Here is an 18273-nt window from a genome sequence, read left to right on the forward strand (position 1 = left end):
GAACAAAATGTTATTTTTAAGTAATTATAGTTAAAAGTAGAAAAAGAAAAGCAGATAAAACTTAAGAATAAGCAATCCAGTGATCACTTATTCTCAATTAAATAAATCGGCATTTTAATCGAAACGGTAAAGATCCATACCTAAAGCACCCATTGAGAAACTGCTATGTACTACACTAAATCGTGTACCTGTACCCATAGCAAAAAACAGTGGGGCAAAATGCTCAAGTGTTGGGTGATTTTTTTGTACAAAAGGAATCTGTTGCCAATCTAACACAGCATCATAATCACTATGGGTCAATTTACTGACGACATAATTTCTAAAAGTCGATGCCCATGTTGGCACATTGCTATTGTCACCATTCCAAGACAGCTCTCTTAAATTATGAGTAATACTTCCTGAACCAATCAATAAAATTTGCTTTTCACGTAATGGTGCAAGCACTTGTCCAATCTGATAAATTTGCTCTGCACTCATATTCATAGGCAAAGAAATTTCGACCACAGGAATATTGGCTTCAGGATACATATGTAAGAGAGGCATCCACACACCGTGATCACGAGGACGTGTGCTATTGGCATGCGCAGGAATATGCGCTTCTGCTAAAAGATGCAAAATTTCTTCTGCTAATTCAGGATGACCCGCAGCAGGATAACGAATTTCGTAAAGTTCTTGTGGAAAACCACGAAAGTCATGCCATGTTTCAGGACGTACAGCAGTGCTCACCTCAAGCGCTTCACTTTCCCAATGCGCTGACATGATGATGATGGCTTGAGGCTGAGGAAGATTCAAACTCAAACGTTGCAGTGCTGGACCAACTTGTTCAGGATCAAGCGCAAGCATGGGAGAACCATGTGAAATAAATAAACCCGGAAGTGTTTGTAAATTCATAACAATACGCCTAAACAGAAGAACAAAAAGATAGAGCATTCACCAGAACTGTATGAATGTTCCAATAATGCCTGAGTTTTTTTCAAGACATAAGCCTTGTAATTTCAACAGAATGTTGCATTGATGCAACGCTGCAAACTAATGTTAAAAATAGTGTTTTAACCTGCACGGTGGTAGGGATGATTATGGTTAATACTCATTGCACGATACAATTGTTCAATCAACATAACACGTACCAATGGATGTGGCAGGGTGAGTTTAGACAGTGACCAATGCCATGCAGCAGCTTTGCGCACAGCTTCAGAATGCCCATCTGGTCCACCAATGGCTAAAGCAACATCATAGCCTTCAAGCATCCAACCTTTCATGGTTTCTGCGAGTTTCTCGGTGCTGAACTCACGACCACCTACTTCAAGGGCAATGAGAACTTCATTGTGCTTTAACTGCGCAAGTATGCTGTCACCTTCAATTTGACGGTATTTTAAAATATCGGCTTCAGAATCATTTTTTCCACGTTTTGCCATAGGCAGTTCAATGATTTGAGTTTGTACAAAGGGTTGAATACGTTTGAAATAATCTTCAAAACCTGTCAGTACCCAAGCAGGCATTTTTTGACCGATGGTCAGAATACGGATTTTCATATAAACATGATCTAACGTGGCAATCTCAATATTATAACGTTATATTGTTGATGCTCAGGACGAGAAAATTCATAGATGGTGTAAAAAATTCACAGATGATGTAAATCGTCATCCAATACAATTTTAAAATTTAAAAAAATGCATAAAAAGGCGAGGAAATGTACATTAAAAATCTCTTTCAAAAATTTAAAAAATTAGCAAGTGTGAGCGTTATTTGTGGTTTTGCTTGTAATATTTATGCAGATACCAGTATTCATCGTCAAGCGGATGCATACCGTTTAAATGGTTATTTAGATTATATTATTGCACCTTATGCTTTTAGAAATTATGAAAATACCAAAGAATTAGATCGTGTTGCAGCTTACTTAAAAAAGCAAATTGAGCAATTTTCAATTCCTTGCGAATATCAACCTTATCAGGTGGAAGGCAAAACTTACCGTAATGTGGTATGTCATTTACAAACAGGAAACTCTAAAAAAGTCATTATTGGTGCGCATTACGATGTTTATGGAAATTTCAAAGGTGCAGATGACAACGCTTCAGGTGTGGCAGGTGTGATTGAAACTGCACGAATTTTGGCGGCAAATAAAACACGTTTAAAACATAATGTCGATTTTGTTTTTTATACCTTAGAAGAGCCACCCTATTTTCGTACTGAGCATATGGGAAGCTATGTACATGCTCAATCTATTTTAAATGAAAAATCTCAAATTCAAGCCGTTTATATTTTAGAAATGATTGGCTATTTTGACCATAAAGAAATACAAGAATACCCCTCAGGTTTAGGGTTGTTTTATCCTAAACATGGCAATTTTATTGGAGCAGTGAGTAACTTTAGTTCACGTCATTTAGGTGAAAAATATTGTGATTCAATGAAAGATTTAAAGCGTTTAGATTGTCAACGTTTGGTTGCACCATCCTTTGTTAAAGGAATTGATTTTTCAGATCATATGAATTATTGGAATGTTGAAATACCTGCAATTATGATCACAGATACGGCATTTTTTAGAAATAAACATTATCATACCAAAGATGATACGGTTGAAAAATTGAATGTAAATAAAATGACGGATGTCATTAATGGTGTGGTGTATAGTTTGCTAGAAAAAGAATAATCAAGATAAAATTGGCTATATTTTAAGTGACATAAAAAAACACAGTCTTAAAACTTAGACTGTGTTTTAACTTCGCTCTGTCTGGAGATTCAGATTGAAGTTAATCAACTGGAAACTATAAGAAGTTTAGTGATTACTATAAATATTGAGTCTATTTTTATTTTTTCAAGGTACTCAATTAAAATAAATATAGAATTAAGATAAACTATATAAACAAACTTGGTATATGACTCATTGCAATGTATATTTTTATATATAAGATTTTATCTCCTATAAATTATATTTGATTTCAATGGTTTTTGTTTAAAATATAATCACTATTATTGTGCTATAAATTTAATAAATTAAAATCTTTATATTGTAAGAGAACATGTATAAATGAATTTTTTGGTTCAATCATTTTATCTCTATATCATAAAAAAGAAAGAGCGCCGAAGCGCTCTTTCTTATGCGAGATCACTCAATATATTTTAGTGGCGAGCCGCTTTTTTACCATCATCAACTGCTTTAACAATTGGTGCTTTAACCAAAGGTGTTGGTTGTTCAACCAAAGCAAGTGGCAGAATCTCATCGATACTTTTCACTGCTTTAATTTCTAAGCCTTCTTTGACGTTTTCAGGAATTTCTGCCAAATCACGTACGTTGTCCTGAGGAATGAACACCAGTTTCACACCACCACGATGTGCAGCCAAAAGTTTCTCTTTTAAGCCACCAATACGCATCGCACGACCACCTAGACTGGTTTCACCTGTCATTGCAATATCTGGACGAATCGCAATGCCTGTAAATGCTGAAACAAGTGCCGTAGTCAGTGCAAGACCCGCAGAAGGACCATCTTTTGGTGTTGCACCTTCAGGTAAGTGAACGTGAACGTCAGTTTCTTCAAAACGAGAAGCTTCAATACCCAATTCATCAGCACGGGTACGAACCACTGTCATTGCCGCAGTAATCGACTCTTTCATCACATCACCGAGTGAACCAGTGGTGATGAATTTACCTTTACCTTTAACTGCTGCAACTTCAATGGTGAGCAATTCACCACCGACAGACGTCCAAGCCAAACCATTCACACGACCAACTTGTGCTTCTTCTTCAGCCATACCAAAGTCAAACTTATGTGGACCTAAGTAGTCTGGAAGATTTGTAGAAGTGACATCAATTTGAAGGTTTTTCGCCTTTTTGCTGACCGCTTCTTTCACGACTTTACGTGCAATCTTAGACACTTCACGTTCTAGACTACGAACACCTGCTTCACGGGTATAACGTTGCACGATATCGCGAATTGCTTCTTCATGAACAGTCAATTCTTTGGCACGTAAACCATTGTTCTTAATTGCTTTCGGAACAAGGTAGCGGTCTGCAATGTTAATTTTTTCATCTTCGGTATAACCTGGTAGACGAATCACTTCCATACGGTCAAGTAAGGCTTCTGGAATGTTCATGCTATTTGCAGTACAGATAAACATGACTTCAGACAAGTCCAGATCAAGATCTAAATAATGATCGTTAAACTTACTGTTTTGTGATGGATCAAGCACTTCAAGCAAAGCAGAAGCAGGATCACCACGGTAGTCTTGCGCCATCTTGTCAATTTCGTCGAGTAAGAACAATGGGTTCTTCACGCCGACTTTGGTTAATGACTGTACAATTTTGCCCGGCATCGCACCAATATAGGTACGACGGTGACCACGGATTTCCGCTTCGTCACGTACACCACCTAAAGCCATACGGACAAACTCACGACCTGTCGCTTTTGCAACAGATTCACCGAGTGAAGTTTTACCTACACCTGGAGGACCAACCAAGCAAAGAATAGGACCACGTAATTTTTTCACACGTGATTGAACTGCAAGATACTCGACGATACGATCTTTGACATCATCTAAACCATAGTGATCGGTATCTAAAATTTCTTGTGCTTTTGCCAAGTTAATGCTGACTTTGCTCGCTTTATTCCAAGGCGTATCTAAAATTGCCTCGATATAGTTACGAACCACAGCCGCTTCACTTGAAGCAGGTTGCATCGCTTTGAGCTTACGGAATTCACCTTCAGCTTTTTTACGCACATGCTCAGGTAAGTCAGCTTCAGCTAAACGCTTTTCAATTTCAGCGATATCATCTTCAGCACCACCATTCATGTCAGAAAGTTCACGCTGAATGACTTTCATTTTTTCATTGAGGAAGTATTCGCGCTGGTTTTTTTCCATATTACGTTTTACAGAGTCATGTAAAGTTTGCTCAATCTGTTGTTCTTCAGATTGTTGCAATAAATACGTCATGAGTTCTTGTAAATGTGCTTCAAACTCATCGTGTTCTAAGAATTTTTGTTTAACATCAATATTCAAAGGCACACGTGTTGCAACAAAGAATAATAATTGTAATAAATCATCAATTTTATTCGCTGCTGCGATCAGTTCACGTGCATTACGTAATTTTGCTTCTGCATATTGAGCAAATAAAGCACGTAACTCTTCTACACGTGTTGCTTGTGTATCCTGATCAACCGATACAGTCATTGGGCTTAAAGCATGTTCAGCTGATAAATATTCATCGTTGTCAATAATTTGTACCAACTTAGAACGATGTAAGCCTTCAATTAATACTTTTATGCAGTTTTCGTCATTTTCGTGATTCACAACTTGCACGATCTTCGCGACAGTACCGTATTGATATAAGTTGTCGTGATCAATTTCTTCTGTAAGCGAATCTTTTTGCGCAACCACAAATACTAAATTGTCACTGTTACGAGCCACATCAACTGCATTGATCGATTTTTCACGACCTACAAATAACGCAATTTGCATGTGTGGATACACCACAACATCACGTAGCGCTAAAAGTGGTAATACACTTGGAACCTGTGGCTCTAAGTTTTCTTGATTCATAATAATCTCAGACATGGGCACTCCTAATGAGTGACAAAATAATTTGTCATGTTTTTTATAGTGATGTGTATTTCAAAAATTACAAGGGCTGTAATAAATAATTTGCATAAAAAATGTCAAGTATTTGATAATAAATAAATCATAAAAATGACTATTGGCTAATTTGACGTTGAAAGTGCATTAATTTCCTTGGTGTCACCAAGCCATGAAGTGCTTGATCCCAAGGATTTCGAACAAATTTTTCATCAAAAAACTGAAAATCATGTGCTAATCCTAAACGATAGGGTTTATAAGGCGCTGATGCTAAGGTTCTATCATAAAAACCACCACCCATTCCCATGCGTGCTCCAGTAAGATCACATGCCAAGAGTGGCATCAGTAACAGATCTAAACAAGAAACATGCAAACCGCGACTCGTCATAGGTTCAAACATACCTAATTTATGTAGAACAAAACGTTTATTTCTGTATTGTTGATGTGAAATTTTGACCCAACGTAAGCTTTGATTCATATTGCAAATCATCGGTAAATACACATTTTTTTGATGTTTAAAACAAAGTTCTATCAAATGTTGGGTGCGCAATTCACCAAACCCATCTAAATAAATACCAATATTTTTTGCTGAAAAAAATCGCGGATAATGTCTTAAATGTTGTAATACAGCTTGAGCATGTTGTTGTTGTTGAAATGCTGTTAATTGGCGTCGTTGTGATCTGAGTTGTTTACGTAGTTGTAAAGTTTGATTAGACATAAGGTTAAGGTATTTAAAAACTGAAAAATCAACCTCAATATTAACAAGGCAATGCGTGATATTACCAATCAAATATCATTGAAATAAAAAATGATGAGTTCTATTCATACATTTTATTTAAAAATAAAGATCAGCTTAAGAAACAGAAACATTTTTAATGAAAAATCAGATAAACGGTGAGCGAATAGCTTTGTATTAAGTGATTCATATTTATATATAAAAAATAAAAAGTGGAACGATTTTTAGATTTTAACTTTTTTGACGACATTTGGTTTTAAGCAGTCAATTCAATCTAAAACAAGTTCTTTTAACTTAAGGCATAAGGATAGAAGGTCATAGACCATCACATGATATAAAAATGGAAAATAACATGAATATGATCAAAAAAAATGACTTGAAAAAGTATATTGCACCTGCGTTTAAAAGCAGTTTATTGGCAATGGCAATTTTACTCCCTTGGTCAGTTTCAAATATGGCTTATGCTGCACCTAAACTGGATTTGACTTTGTCTGCACATTCACAACAAAAAATTAAACAATTAATGAATGATCCAAAAGTTTGGGCGCAAATTCCTAAACAAGTGACCTTGTGTGTTTATTCACCTGATGGCGCCAATGGTGAAGCTTTTGAACAAGCAACAACCTATATTAGTGAATTACCTCGTATTGCGCAGATTGCAAAAGATTTTGGTGTTGATTTAAAAATCACTCGACCTTCTAAACTGCAAATGCGCATAGATATGGATTATCCAAAATTAAAGAAAAAAGCCACCACTGAATTAAATTTACGTGTTTATACCGATGAGCGTGTTTTAACAGAAGATTTTAGAAGTAAACGTTGTGATGGTGCAGGAATTAGTAATTTGCGTGCACGTCAGTTTAATCCATTTGTGGGCAGTATTGATGCCATTGGTGCGGTACAAAGCTATAAGCAATTATCTGCTGTAATTCAGTTATTGGCACGACCTGAATATGACTCTAAAATGGTGAATAAAGACTATGAGGTGGTCGGTATTGTACCTTTAGGTGCGGCTTATATTATGGTTAATGACCGTCGTATAGATACTTTGGCAAAAGCGGCAGGGAAAAAAGTTGCTGTTATGAACTTTGATGGTACGCAAAAAAAATTGGTGCAAAACGTTGGGGCGCAGCCTATTTCTGTTGATTTACTCACTGTAGGTGGCAAGTTTAATAATAAAGAGGTCGATATTATGGCTGGACCTGCTTTGTTATTTAAGCCCTTAGAATTACAAAAAGGAATGAATGATAAAGCAGGAAAAACAGTAGGTGGAATTATTAAATTTCCGCTTATTCAGGTTACAGGTACTTTGATTATGCACCGTAACAAGTTTCCAATAGGCATGGGGTCAATTGCACGTGAAATGATCTCTAAACAACTAGATCCTGCTTTTGCATTTGTTGATAAAATTGAAAAAGAAATACCAGAAAAATATTGGATGGAAATCCGTGAAGCAGATAAGCCTGGTTATATCAAGATTATGCGTGAGGCGCGTGTTCAAATGACCAAAGAAGGCTATTATGACCCTGCGATGATGAAGATATTAAAGAAAGTACGTTGTGGGCAAAATCCGAGTAGTTTTGAGTGTGCGTTAACCGATGAGTAAATAAAGTGTATAGGAAATACTAACTGTTGCTTAAAGCAACAGTTTTTGTTTTATATATAAGCATATAATTGATTTTAAATAACTTTATTCGATATTATTTGATACATTTCAGCAGTTTTTATTTATTGAGTTAAATGTATGCTGAACAAACTATGTGCGACCTTATTTTTGTGTGGAATGTCTTTTGCTGCTTCTGCACAGATCACAGGTAAAATGGAAAATCATCAAGGTAAATTTAAATTTAGTTATCAAAATCAACAGATCACATTGACATCTGACCGTTGCCAAGCCTTTCTGGCATCAGGTAAAACAGCAAAAAATGTCAAGATAGACGGTTTAAATGATGCTCTTGAGCAACAGGGGCAACTAAAAGCAACTTTCGAAAACGGTCAAAGTTGTGTGCTAGATGACTTAACTCCTCCTGTTGCAATGACCATGCCACCCGTGATGGCAATGCCGCCTGTAATGGCGATGCCACCTATTCATGCCCAAGATACAATGTCTCGCCAATTTACCATGGGTGTTGCAGATTTGATGCCTGTACATGCAAGTACACGTCCATCGGCAGTGATTTTATTGAGTCAAGGAACCAATGCAAAAAAAGCCAATACTGCATTATGTAATAGCTTTGTAAAATTAGAAACAGTAGAAGAAGCGACAGAAAATCAAGGTGTTGCTGAAACAGCTCAAGTTGTGACTAAAGTGCCTGTAACAGTTGAGTTGCAACAAAATAATGATGACTGTGAAGAAATTTTAGCAGTTTATGATTATAAACTCGCAGCAGAGGAACTCACTCAACTCAATCCTAAACTTCGTCGTTCAAATGGACCATTTATTGCTATTTATAATCCAAACTCTGTCGAAATTAATCAAATTATTGACTTAAATGGTGCAAGTGAGGCAGATATTAAAAAGTTCGGTCAAAATTGGCATACAATTTTTACTGAATATGCAATGAAACAAACGCGTACAGTACAAACAAATGCTGTGGTCGAATCAGAAAAAACAAGCATTTGGATGACTTTAAAAGGTTTATTTAAATCCTCTGTTTGTTCTACAGACCCAAATTTAATTTATATTTTTGACGATGCGGCTGGAAAAATTGCAGATTACATTTGTAAAAGTAAAGCATAATTTGATCATTCACTAGACGAACTCAAATAGAAAAGCATGAACTATGCTTTTCTATCAAATTTACAAAAAGAGTTTAAATCAAACAATTAGACAAAAATATTAAAAGAATAAAAAGACGAGATGGTTAAAGTTTATTGTAAAAAATTAAGTTCTCCGAAGATGCCGCTGCATGGTCGTTACCCTGAACCCGATGAGTTCAAGGTGGACACGACGCGTACTTACTGGGTTTCCTACTCGGGGTAGGCATACACTCAAAATACACAGAACGCATCCGTAAGTTTAAGTATCGGCAGGGGAATAGACGTACTGGCGAACACCTCAGAGTTATATTAAGTATACATATTCTGAATGCTGTGGCAAATACTCATTCTCAATAAATGTGTATTTTTATAAATTAGATTGCATCAAATGCACAAACAAAAAGCAGTTTATACTGCTTTTTCAACATCTTTTAAAATTTCCTCAAGGAGCCGTTCACAATGTGTATATTCTTGTAAGGACTTGTTAAGGCTTAAAACCTCTTGCATTAATTCTAAAGCAACCATGATCATAAGCTTGTTATGTTCCATATTTGGTGCTTTACGACGAAATTCTTGAAATTTCTCATTGAGCAAGTTTCCTGCACGCTCTAAATCGGCTTGTTTATCAGGTGTGGTACTTAAACGAAAAATTTGTTCAATTAAACGTAATTCAACAATAACAACATCAGACATGATTAAACTTCCTCATTTGTTTCAGCAGGATGAGCAAGTTGTTGAATTTCTTGCGCATGATGATCTTGTTCTGTACCTAAAATAGCTAAACGTTGAATAATGGCTTCAACTTTAGTTTTCGCATGATCATTTTTCTGAATTAAGCGTTCACGTTCATTATTTAATTCTTTAATCTCTTGGTGAGATTGGCGCTGTTCAGCGTGAAGCTTTTCTTTCATTACACGTAATTCATTACGTTCAGTCAAAATCTCTTGAAAACGTGTTTTTAGATCAGTACAACTTTTTTCTAGGCGACCATAACGTTCAGCCAAAGATTTTGCATCAGTATTGAGTTGATTAAACTGTTTTTGCAATTGAGACAGTTGTTCAGTCAAGCTTTCGATTTCATCTTGCTTTTGAGTGATAATGCCATTCTTATGCAAAATCTGAGTATGTGTCTGCTCTTCACTGTTAGCTTTCTCTTTTAACAGTGCTACATTTTCTTTCTCAGTTTTTTCAATACGTGTTTTTAAAACACCAATATGCGTTTGTAGACGCTGTAATTGTTCTAGCATAACGGGTCGCACAGATCTGCAATCAAAGGTAATATATACAGAAGTATAGAGATTGGAAAAGCGAATGCAAGACGATATTTCAGGTTGGTCAGATTGGGATCAAAACTTTGGTCAAATTGAAGAAATTTCAAGCCCAAGTGAGTTACATGGCTTACTTACAGGTATAATTTGTGTTACTGAAGTGCCATCTCGTGATGAATGGTTACAAATTTTATCAACCATTGATGTACCAAAAGTAAACGAAGATGCGCTCGCAATGTTAGCTGAAGAAGCCGAAGACATTGCACATGCTTTATCAGAAGATGAATTGGATTATTTACCATTATTACCAGATGACGAGCATAGCCTTGCTGAGCGCGTTTTAGCATTAGCAGATTGGTGTGCTGGTGTAGTGCTCGGTTTTGGTTTAGCTTCAGGTCATATTCGAGCAGATGAACAAGAATTGATTGAAAGTTTACAAGATGTTGCTTCTGTTGAATTTGATGAGTCAGATGATGATGAAGAAGGTGAGGCAAGCTATCAAGAGTTATATGAGTTTGTACGTTTAATTCCTGTATCATTGTCAATGGGACGAAAGAAAATTCCAGTTTTAGAAAGCTCCTTATTACAAAATTTTCACAGTAAAATGAAGCAAGTCATCGATGCTTCTGATAGTAATAATGTGGTAGAGATGTTTACACCACATCGCCCTAGTTAAATTTACCCATCAAAATAAAGGTTTTTTAAGATGATATTGCACATAAAAAGCCTTTATTTTTGATTGAATAAGACCAAACTAATTTTTACCATTGAATGATAAGCTGAATAAAGAATGAAATTAACGCAAGTAGATTTTCGGGAACGTCGTGACCGCCTCGCAGAACAAATGGGTCCTAATAGCATTGCGATTATTGCAACCAGTCCAGAAGTGATGCGAAATCGAGATGCTGATTATAAATTTCGTGCTGATAGTAGTTTTTTCTATTTAACAGGTTTTTCTGAGCCTGAAGCTGTGGCAATTATTGAAACAGATGCAACATGTGAAGACTATAGCTATAGTCTTTTTTGTCGTGAACGTAATCGTGAAATGGAAATTTGGAATGGTTATCGTGCAGGAATTGATGGTGCAATAGACGATTATGATGCTGATGAAGCTTATGCCATTGATCTGTTAGATGAAGAGATTATTGAAAAATTACTCAATAAAGAAAAACTTTTTTATCGTATCGGGCAACGTGCTGAATTTGATGCGCGAGTCAGTCAGTGGATTGCTAAAGCAACAGGTGAGTCACGTCGTGGTGCGGCTGTTCCTGCTCAGATCATTCAACTTGATCAGATTGTAGACGAAATGCGTTTGCATAAGTCAGCCAAAGAAATTCAGCTTATGCAAATTGCTTCAGAGATTAGTGCTGAAGCACATACCCGTGCTATGCAAACAGTTCGACCAAATATGATGGAATATGCTCTAGAGGCTGAACTGAATTATATTTTTGGAAAAAATGGTTGTGTGCCATCATATAATAGTATCGTAGGTGGTGGTGAAAATGGCTGTATTTTGCATTATGTAGAAAATAATAAACCATTGAAAAATGGTGATTTAGTTCTTATTGATGCAGCTTGTGAATATGAGCTTTATGCTTCTGACATTACCCGTACTTTTCCTGTAAATGGTCAATTTAGTCCTGAACAAAAAGCATTATATCAAATTGTATTAGACTCACAAATTGCTGCGATAGATGCTGTACGTATTGGTAACTCTTATAAAGAACCACATCATGTTGCGGTAAGAATCTTAGTTCAAGGTTTACTTGATTTAGGGATTATGCAGGGCGATTTGGAAGAGATTATTGAAACTGAACGTTATCGCCAATTTTATATGCATGGTACAGGACATTGGTTAGGTATGGATGTGCATGATGTAGGGTCATATAAAGATCAAGGCGAATGGCGCTGCTATGAAGAAGGTATGGTGGTGACAGTGGAACCTGGTTTGTATATTGCACCTGATGATCAAACCGTAGATAAAAAATGGCGTGGTATCGGTATTCGTATTGAAGACGATGTCGTTGCAACACAAAATGGTCCATTGGTTTTGACTAAAAATGTTGTGAAATCTGTTGCAGATATTGAAGCACTCATGGCAGAGTCAAACTAAGCATGGTGCAGTAAAAATCAGTGGAATATTAAAAATTTCACTTAAAAAGTCATCTTGAAAGGTGGCACATTTTGAAGATTTTACCCTCCTGAGTACAGGAGGGTTTTTTTATGTCCTTATTATTGTTTGCGCTTTGATTTATTTTTCTATTTTTTAATGTTCTGTTCCAGCACAAATCCACATAGGTTGAGTTTTTCCAGCACGACTAAAGCCAAGAGATTCATAAAAAGAAATGGCATTAGCATCCGCTGTCAGCATTTTTTGATCTAATTTTGTGCAATACGCAGAATAAAAATTTTCTCTGAATGTACTTGCTCCTTAAAATAAAAAGAAATATTATCAGTGTGCTGATAAAATCAAAAGCGAATATGATGATCCAACAACAATACATTTCGTTAGGAAAATGATTTTTTCATCACTTAAAAAGTCCAAAGTGTGGATTGATAACGTAATCTCGAATTATAAGGAAATAAATGATGAGACACGAAAATGCAAATGATGGTGAGATACCACAAAAGCAGCACAGTTCTAAATATGCTTGGTATGTTGTTTTTTTATGCATGTTAGCCTATATATTTTCATATATAGATCGTCAAATTTTAGTTTTGATGATTGAACCCATTAAAAATGATTTAAATCTGACAGATACTCAATTTAGCTTATTACATGGTTTAGCTTTTTCTCTTTTTTACGCAATCATGGGATTGCCAATTGCATATCTTGCAGATCGTTTCTCAAGACCAAAAATTATTGCAATCGGAATTATTTTTTGGAGTTTTGCTACGGCTGCTTGTGGATTGAGTAAAAATTTTCTGCAATTATTTTTATCAAGAATGGGCATTGGTATAGGCGAAGCAGCTTTATCACCCGCAGCATACTCTATATTTAGTGATCTGTTTTCTAAAGAAAAGTTAGGAAAAGCTGTTGGTATTTACTCAATTGGCTCATTCATTGGAGGGGGAACTGCTTTTTTAGTCGGTGGCTATGTGATTAGTCTTTTAAAAGATGCAACGCATATACAGGTTCCTTTGTTTGGTTTAATGAAAGCTTGGCAGGTGGCTTTTATTTTGGTTGGTTTACCAGGTATTTTGATTGGTATCGTTTTTTTACTTACAGTACGAGATCCTATTCGTAAAGGGCAGCGTGTCAATGCGTTAGGGCAAGTAGAAAAAGTCAAATTTACGGATTCATTTAAGTTTTTAGCTAAGCATCGTAAAACTTTTACATGTCACTATATGGGTTTTACATTTTATGCGATGGCTCTATTTTGTATGATGAGTTGGTCACCTGCTTTTTATATGAGAAATTACCATTTATCACCTGTAGAAACAGGGTATATGTTAGGAACAATTCTGTTGATTGCCAATACTTCAGGCGTGTTTTTTGCAGGATGGTTAACGGATTATTTAACCATGAAAGGACGTAAAGATGCGGCAATGTACACAGGTTTTCTAGGTGGGTTAGGCATTCTCTTGCCGATTATGAGTTATACCATGGTAGACAATCTGACTGTATCTTTAGTTATTTTAAGTATAGCTATGTTTTTTGCTTCTTTTCCGATGCCAACTTCAACTGCGGCGATGCAAATACTTGCACCAAACCAATTACGTGCTCAAATTTCTGCAATATTTTTGTTAATCAGTAGCTTGATCGGTTTAGGTATAGGCACAACTTTAGTTGCAATGATCACAGATCATGTTTTTGCAGATATTAATAAAGTTGGTTATTCAATTGCGATTGTTGGTGGAGTCGCTGCTTTATTGACAATTGTTTTATTAAAATCGGGATGTAAGCACTTCATTGAAAGTATGAAGGTTGAAGAGGGCAACAGTACAAATTAATGAACGCTTTCAATAGACTTTTACGACGAAATTTGATTGATAAATAAATGAATCATGTGGAGTAAAAGTCTATTTGAGTTGTATCTGTTTAAATGATAAGTTGATGTATAAATAGCATAAAAATCAGTTTTTTACCTTGCACTTATGAGCTTTCCATCTTTCCAATGCGGTAATGACGATGGGAAATCGATTTTTGACATGCAATCTTGAAATGTCCATAGACTTGGTTTAAATGTAAGTGGTGGGATGGGTAGATTTTTATCACGATATGCTAACTCTAGCTGATAATTATTAAGATCAACGACAAGATAGTGTGTTTTAGGGCAAGTCATTTTCTTAGCTTGATGAATGAAATGATAATCTTTAGCTAAACGTAAAAAACCTATTGTTGGTGAGATTTCGAGAACAGACATGCCATTGATTTGTACTGGATATGGAAATTGAATCCCATCTACATCATTTAAGTCGCGTGGTGCATTATGATCAAAACCCGCAGGAATATATTTGCTGATATGTGTCCCTTTGGGCAGAATAATTTCACCAAAAGGTGTATCTTTTTCGAGGGTGAAATAGCGATTTTTATCTTTTTCATGTTCAAATTTCACATATTTTTCATTCGCTTGAGCTGCCCAAAAAATCAAAGCTGCAAATAAAACACATAAAACGATTGGGCTATACAGTAAAAAGAGTTGCCATTTTTTTAAAGGTGGAACAAGTAATCCTTTACGTGTATATCGACATCGCCAAAGAAAATAAAAACTTGCTGAACCGAGTGACATTAAAATCAACAAGAAAATAATGAGAAATAAGCTACCAGCACCACCGCCTGCAACAATCATTTCAATGCCTTATTTTTACGAATATATAAAATAAATGCATAAGCACAGATGACTAACTCGACCAAAAATGACCAATGAAAAATAAAATTTAACCACCAAGGTTGATAACGTGCTGTAACTTCAAAAAATACATAGGATCGATTTATAAAGGGTGCAAATAACCAAACATCGCCCACAAAAGTATCTAAACAAATATGTAAAAGTGCAGCACCTGAAAATAGCATAGCGATGAATGCAAACTTAGTATGCTGTTTAAAGATTTTCCATGCAGCAAATGCCAACAGAAAAAGTGGGATCCAGACAGAAAACCAATGTAAAAAATACTGATGATGGTGTACTGAGCGTTGATCAAAGAAATAAAAGTAAAATAGGTCAATATCTGGAAAAATAGCACCGAGCATAATCGTGCTATAAAACGCTTTACGACTGAGAAGATTGGGTTTTAATTTTTTGTCTAATAGATCTGCTAAAATATATCCAGAAGGTATATGTGCAATAAACATTTTTTCATATTTTTATAAAACGAATTTTGCCTAGATTAACATAACGCTGCCAAATCACACTGAACAAGATACTAATCCAATATAAAAATCATTGCGCTTCATGTAATATAAAATCAATCAAGATAAGCAGTATTCAGCATGCTGAATTGCATATAGAAAGGGTTAAAACATGCAGCAAGAAGTCATTATTGTGGGTGGTGGGATGGTTGGGCTAAGTTTGGCTCTGATGTTGGCAAAAGCAAATATCGCAGTTAAATTGCTCGAGGCAATCAAATATCCAAATTATGATGATGCAACCCTTGCACCTTATCACTCAAGCTTTGATGCTCGTAATACAGCATTATCTCGTCGTACAGTGCAGATTTATCAGAAGCTTGGACTATGGGATGCATTACAACAACATGCTACCCCAATTTTAGAAGTGCATATTACTGAGCAAGGTAGTTTTGGTAAGGCACGTTTAAAAGCAGATGAAGAAAAAGTCGAAAGCTTTGGTCAGGTGATTGAAAATGCATGGTTAGGACGTGTGTTATTAACTCAAGTACGTCAACAACCCTTGATTGAACTCATTGATGGTGTGCAAGTCACGTCACTGACTCAAAATCAAGATGAAGTACAAATAGAAGCAACACGTGGAGGAGAGTACATTCATGCACTCAAAGCCAAATTAGTCATTGCTGCGGATGGTCGAGATTCATTTTGTCGTCAGGCTTTAGGTGTTGGTGTAGACGTACATGATTATGAGCAAGTTGCTATTGTGACCACTGTACAGACGTCTAAACCACATCATCAAGTAGGTTTTGAACGCTTTAGTCATTTAGGACCTTTAGCACTATTACCTTTACCTGGTGAATATCGCCGTTCAGTAGTTTGGCCTGTGACCAAAGGAACTGAACATGAATGGTTGGGTGAAGAAAATGATCAACATTTCCTTGATGCTTTGCAAAAAACCTATGGAGATCGTGCAGGGAAATTTATTAAAACAGGAAAGCGTTTTAGTTTTCCGCTATCACAAGTATTAGCACATCAACAAGCTGTAGGTCGTGTCATTTTAATGGGCAATGCTGCTCATACTATTCATCCTGTGGCAGGGCAAGGTTTTAATTTATGTATGCGTGATGCAGATGTTTTAGTTCGCTATCTTCATCAACAAGTGGTTCATAAAAACGATATTGGTGAGCCTGAAATACTCAAAGCCTATGAGCAAGCGCGTTTGTCAGATCAAAAGCGTGTGATTAAATTTTGTGATTCAGTTGTACGTGGTTTTAGTAATCAAAATCCAATGTTAAAACTGCTACGTAATACAGGTTTGGTGGCTTTTGATCTTATTCCTGGGATTAAACCTTTAGTTGCCAATTATGCAATGGGGCTAAAAGCATGAGTCAAACTACACAGAATATATTAGACGTGGTGATTGTGGGTGGTGGGTTAGTGGGTGGTTTAACTGCTTTATTACTTGCCGAAGGTGGTGTACAAGCGACTGTTTTGGATGCTGCACCTATTTTAGATGAAAGCAAAACTTTAGCTGTCGCAAATCCACGTGTTTTAGCACTCAGTCAGGCCACTATTCATTTGCTTAAAAAAGTGAATATATGGGATAAAATTGCACGTCAAATGCCTTATACAGGTATGCAAGTTTGGAATAAAAATGGCTATGGCGAAATTAATTTTGGTCAAGCTTCTACACATTTTCCCACAGATGAACAAAGTCTAGGTTCCATGGTAGAACCGAGTGTTTTAAATCTTGCCATTCAACAAACGATGCTGGAAAAATTAAAAGACTATCGTACCCAAGTTAAAGTGACTCGTGTAGAGCAAGCTGTTGGATATTGGATCATTCAACTTGCAGATGGCTCAAGCTTGAAAACCAAATTAGTAATTGGTGCAGATGGGGCAAATTCATTTGTACGAGAGCAAGCATTTATTGATTTAGATATTTTGGACTACAAGCAAGCAGGGTTAACCTGTGCGATTCGTAGCACACAACCTCATCAATATGTTGCACGACAAATTTTTCATCCGACAGGACCTTTAGCATTTTTACCCATGGCAAGTTTAGTACCTGAACAAGCAGAACATTGGATTTCAATTGTTTGGACACTACCTGATGATTATGCAGATGAATATGCTGCTTTAAATGATGCCGAGTTTTGTCAGCTTTTAACCCAAGAAAGTCATCATATGTTGGGAGAAATTTTAGAAGCAACGCCACGTGCAAAATTTCCACTCAAGGCGCGTGCTGCACAGCGTTATGTTAAAGAAGGTTTAGCACTGATTGGTGATGCTGCACATGTGATTCATCCTTTGGCAGGACAAGGGGTAAATATTGGTTGTTTAGATGCTGCTATTTTATGTGATGTGTTATTACATGATTTAAAGCGTGGCGTATGGGCACATGAGCAAACTTTGAAGCGTTATGAACATCTACGCAAAGGACAAAATGATGCCATGATGCATAGTATGTCAATCATTGGTTGGTTAGAGTCGGCTGAATTATTTCCTTTTGTTTGGGCTAGAAACTTTGGTTTAAAACAGGTTGAACATTCCGCATTTTTAAAAGAACGTTTTATGATGCAGGCAAATGGTTTATCAAATTTACAAAATACACGTTATGCAATTTAAATAGGATTTGATATTTTTTAGACAAT

Annotated in this window: 16 protein-coding genes and 1 other RNA gene; 8 read left to right on the forward strand and 9 right to left on the reverse strand. The window is 36.1% G+C overall.

All coding sequences use genetic code 11. From position 1 onward, the window contains the following. Positions 1-114: 114 nt before the first annotated feature. Both HX005_RS06215 and rlmH read right to left on the reverse strand, forming a co-directional pair. On the reverse strand, positions 115-891 hold the full coding sequence (locus tag HX005_RS06215) for a DODA-type extradiol aromatic ring-opening family dioxygenase (protein WP_286376680.1): 777 nt from the start codon (positions 889-891) through the stop codon (positions 115-117). A gap of 158 nt (positions 892-1049) precedes the next feature. Next, the gene (rlmH, locus tag HX005_RS06220; RefSeq protein ID WP_107007003.1) at positions 1050-1532 is read right to left on the reverse strand and encodes a 23S rRNA (pseudouridine(1915)-N(3))-methyltransferase RlmH; all 483 of its coding nucleotides are present in this window, start codon (positions 1530-1532) and stop codon (positions 1050-1052) included. 158 nt (positions 1533-1690) lie between these two features. Between rlmH and HX005_RS06225 the strand changes: the two genes are divergently transcribed. Further along, complete coding sequence (locus tag HX005_RS06225; RefSeq protein ID WP_286376681.1) at positions 1691-2647, forward strand: M28 family peptidase; 957 nt, start codon at positions 1691-1693, stop codon at positions 2645-2647. 470 nt (positions 2648-3117) lie between these two features. On the opposite strand, the gene lon is transcribed toward HX005_RS06225, so the two are convergent. After that, positions 3118-5547 carry an endopeptidase La gene (lon, locus tag HX005_RS06230; RefSeq protein ID WP_286376682.1) on the reverse strand — a complete coding sequence of 810 codons (2430 nt, stop codon included), beginning with the start codon at positions 5545-5547 and terminating at the stop codon, positions 3118-3120. 136 nt (positions 5548-5683) lie between these two features. Further along, entirely contained in the window at positions 5684-6283 is a 600-nt protein-coding gene (locus HX005_RS06235) for a 5-formyltetrahydrofolate cyclo-ligase (RefSeq protein WP_286376683.1), read from the reverse strand. Between the two features lie 439 nt (positions 6284-6722). Here HX005_RS06235 and HX005_RS06240 point away from each other — a divergent pair, with 439 nt between their 5' ends. Then, positions 6723-7907: a putative solute-binding protein gene (locus tag HX005_RS06240; RefSeq protein WP_502872726.1), complete on the forward strand. Its 1185-nt coding sequence runs from the start codon at positions 6723-6725 to the stop codon at positions 7905-7907. A 138-nt stretch (positions 7908-8045) separates the two neighbouring features. Beyond that, positions 8046-9041 (forward strand): hypothetical protein, encoded by a 996-nt coding sequence (locus HX005_RS06245; protein ID WP_286376684.1) that lies wholly within the window; start codon positions 8046-8048, stop codon positions 9039-9041. Positions 9042-9187: 146 nt separating this feature from the next. Here the strand turns inward: HX005_RS06245 and ssrS are convergent. From ssrS to HX005_RS06260, 3 genes are all read right to left on the reverse strand, one after another. Beyond that, positions 9188-9369, reverse strand: a non-coding RNA gene (gene ssrS, locus HX005_RS06250) — 6S RNA. 100 nt (positions 9370-9469) lie between these two features. After that, entirely contained in the window at positions 9470-9754 is a 285-nt protein-coding gene (locus HX005_RS06255; RefSeq protein ID WP_107007008.1) for a cell division protein ZapA, read from the reverse strand. Between the two features lie 2 nt (positions 9755-9756). Then, complete coding sequence (locus HX005_RS06260) at positions 9757-10308, reverse strand: hypothetical protein (protein WP_286376685.1); 552 nt, start codon at positions 10306-10308, stop codon at positions 9757-9759. A gap of 64 nt (positions 10309-10372) precedes the next feature. Here HX005_RS06260 and HX005_RS06265 point away from each other — a divergent pair, with 64 nt between their 5' ends. The 3 genes from HX005_RS06265 to HX005_RS06275 all read left to right on the forward strand — a co-directional run bounded on the left by HX005_RS06265 (position 10373) and on the right by HX005_RS06275 (position 14283). After that, positions 10373-11005, forward strand: a complete 633-nt coding sequence (locus tag HX005_RS06265) for a UPF0149 family protein (RefSeq protein ID WP_286376686.1) — start codon at positions 10373-10375, stop codon at positions 11003-11005. Positions 11006-11119: 114 nt separating this feature from the next. Continuing rightward, positions 11120-12442 (forward strand): Xaa-Pro aminopeptidase, encoded by a 1323-nt coding sequence (gene pepP / locus HX005_RS06270; protein WP_286376687.1) that lies wholly within the window; start codon positions 11120-11122, stop codon positions 12440-12442. A gap of 476 nt (positions 12443-12918) precedes the next feature. Continuing rightward, a complete protein-coding gene (locus HX005_RS06275) occupies positions 12919-14283 on the forward strand; it encodes a spinster family MFS transporter (protein WP_286376688.1) in 1365 nt (454 codons plus the stop codon). A 131-nt stretch (positions 14284-14414) separates the two neighbouring features. Here the strand turns inward: HX005_RS06275 and HX005_RS06280 are convergent, their stop codons facing one another. Both HX005_RS06280 and HX005_RS06285 read right to left on the reverse strand, forming a co-directional pair. Then, positions 14415-15122 carry a hypothetical protein gene (locus tag HX005_RS06280; protein ID WP_286376689.1) on the reverse strand — a complete coding sequence of 236 codons (708 nt, stop codon included), beginning with the start codon at positions 15120-15122 and terminating at the stop codon, positions 14415-14417. After that, positions 15119-15625, reverse strand: a complete 507-nt coding sequence (locus tag HX005_RS06285) for a metal-dependent hydrolase (RefSeq protein WP_286376690.1) — start codon at positions 15623-15625, stop codon at positions 15119-15121. Before HX005_RS06285 ends, HX005_RS06280 begins: the two co-directional genes overlap by 4 nt. A 169-nt stretch (positions 15626-15794) precedes the next feature. Here HX005_RS06285 and ubiH point away from each other — a divergent pair, with 169 nt between their 5' ends. Together ubiH and HX005_RS06295 are read left to right on the forward strand one after the other, a co-directional pair. Continuing rightward, entirely contained in the window at positions 15795-17006 is a 1212-nt protein-coding gene (gene ubiH / locus HX005_RS06290) for a 2-octaprenyl-6-methoxyphenyl hydroxylase (protein ID WP_286376691.1), read from the forward strand. Continuing rightward, positions 17003-18247: an FAD-dependent monooxygenase gene (locus tag HX005_RS06295; protein ID WP_286376692.1), complete on the forward strand. Its 1245-nt coding sequence runs from the start codon at positions 17003-17005 to the stop codon at positions 18245-18247. The genes ubiH and HX005_RS06295 overlap by 4 nt, the downstream gene beginning before the upstream one ends. The last annotated feature ends 26 nt before the right edge of the window (positions 18248-18273 follow it).

Origin of the sequence: Acinetobacter sp. R933-2 (assembly GCF_030325485.1) — a bacterium.
Taxonomy (GTDB): Bacteria; Pseudomonadota; Gammaproteobacteria; order Pseudomonadales; family Moraxellaceae; genus Acinetobacter; species Acinetobacter sichuanensis.

Coding starts and splice junctions, on each gene's coding strand:
- HX005_RS06215 (WP_286376680.1), bottom strand. CDS start 891: ATGAATTTACAAACACTTCCGGGTTTATTTATTTCACATGGTTCTCCC.
- pepP (WP_286376687.1), top strand. CDS start 11,120: ATGAAATTAACGCAAGTAGATTTTCGGGAACGTCGTGACCGCCTCGCA.
- HX005_RS06280 (WP_286376689.1), bottom strand. CDS start 15,122: ATGATTGTTGCAGGCGGTGGTGCTGGTAGCTTATTTCTCATTATTTTC.
- HX005_RS06255 (WP_107007008.1), bottom strand. CDS start 9,754: ATGTCTGATGTTGTTATTGTTGAATTACGTTTAATTGAACAAATTTTT.
- HX005_RS06225 (WP_286376681.1), top strand. CDS start 1,691: ATGTACATTAAAAATCTCTTTCAAAAATTTAAAAAATTAGCAAGTGTG.
- HX005_RS06265 (WP_286376686.1), top strand. CDS start 10,373: ATGCAAGACGATATTTCAGGTTGGTCAGATTGGGATCAAAACTTTGGT.
- HX005_RS06235 (WP_286376683.1), bottom strand. CDS start 6,283: ATGTCTAATCAAACTTTACAACTACGTAAACAACTCAGATCACAACGA.
- HX005_RS06245 (WP_286376684.1), top strand. CDS start 8,046: ATGCTGAACAAACTATGTGCGACCTTATTTTTGTGTGGAATGTCTTTT.
- HX005_RS06295 (WP_286376692.1), top strand. CDS start 17,003: ATGAGTCAAACTACACAGAATATATTAGACGTGGTGATTGTGGGTGGT.
- HX005_RS06275 (WP_286376688.1), top strand. CDS start 12,919: ATGAGACACGAAAATGCAAATGATGGTGAGATACCACAAAAGCAGCAC.
- HX005_RS06240 (WP_502872726.1), top strand. CDS start 6,723: ATGGCAATTTTACTCCCTTGGTCAGTTTCAAATATGGCTTATGCTGCA.
- lon (WP_286376682.1), bottom strand. CDS start 5,547: ATGTCTGAGATTATTATGAATCAAGAAAACTTAGAGCCACAGGTTCCA.
- HX005_RS06285 (WP_286376690.1), bottom strand. CDS start 15,625: ATGTTTATTGCACATATACCTTCTGGATATATTTTAGCAGATCTATTA.
- ubiH (WP_286376691.1), top strand. CDS start 15,795: ATGCAGCAAGAAGTCATTATTGTGGGTGGTGGGATGGTTGGGCTAAGT.
- HX005_RS06260 (WP_286376685.1), bottom strand. CDS start 10,308: ATGCTAGAACAATTACAGCGTCTACAAACGCATATTGGTGTTTTAAAA.
- rlmH (WP_107007003.1), bottom strand. CDS start 1,532: ATGAAAATCCGTATTCTGACCATCGGTCAAAAAATGCCTGCTTGGGTA.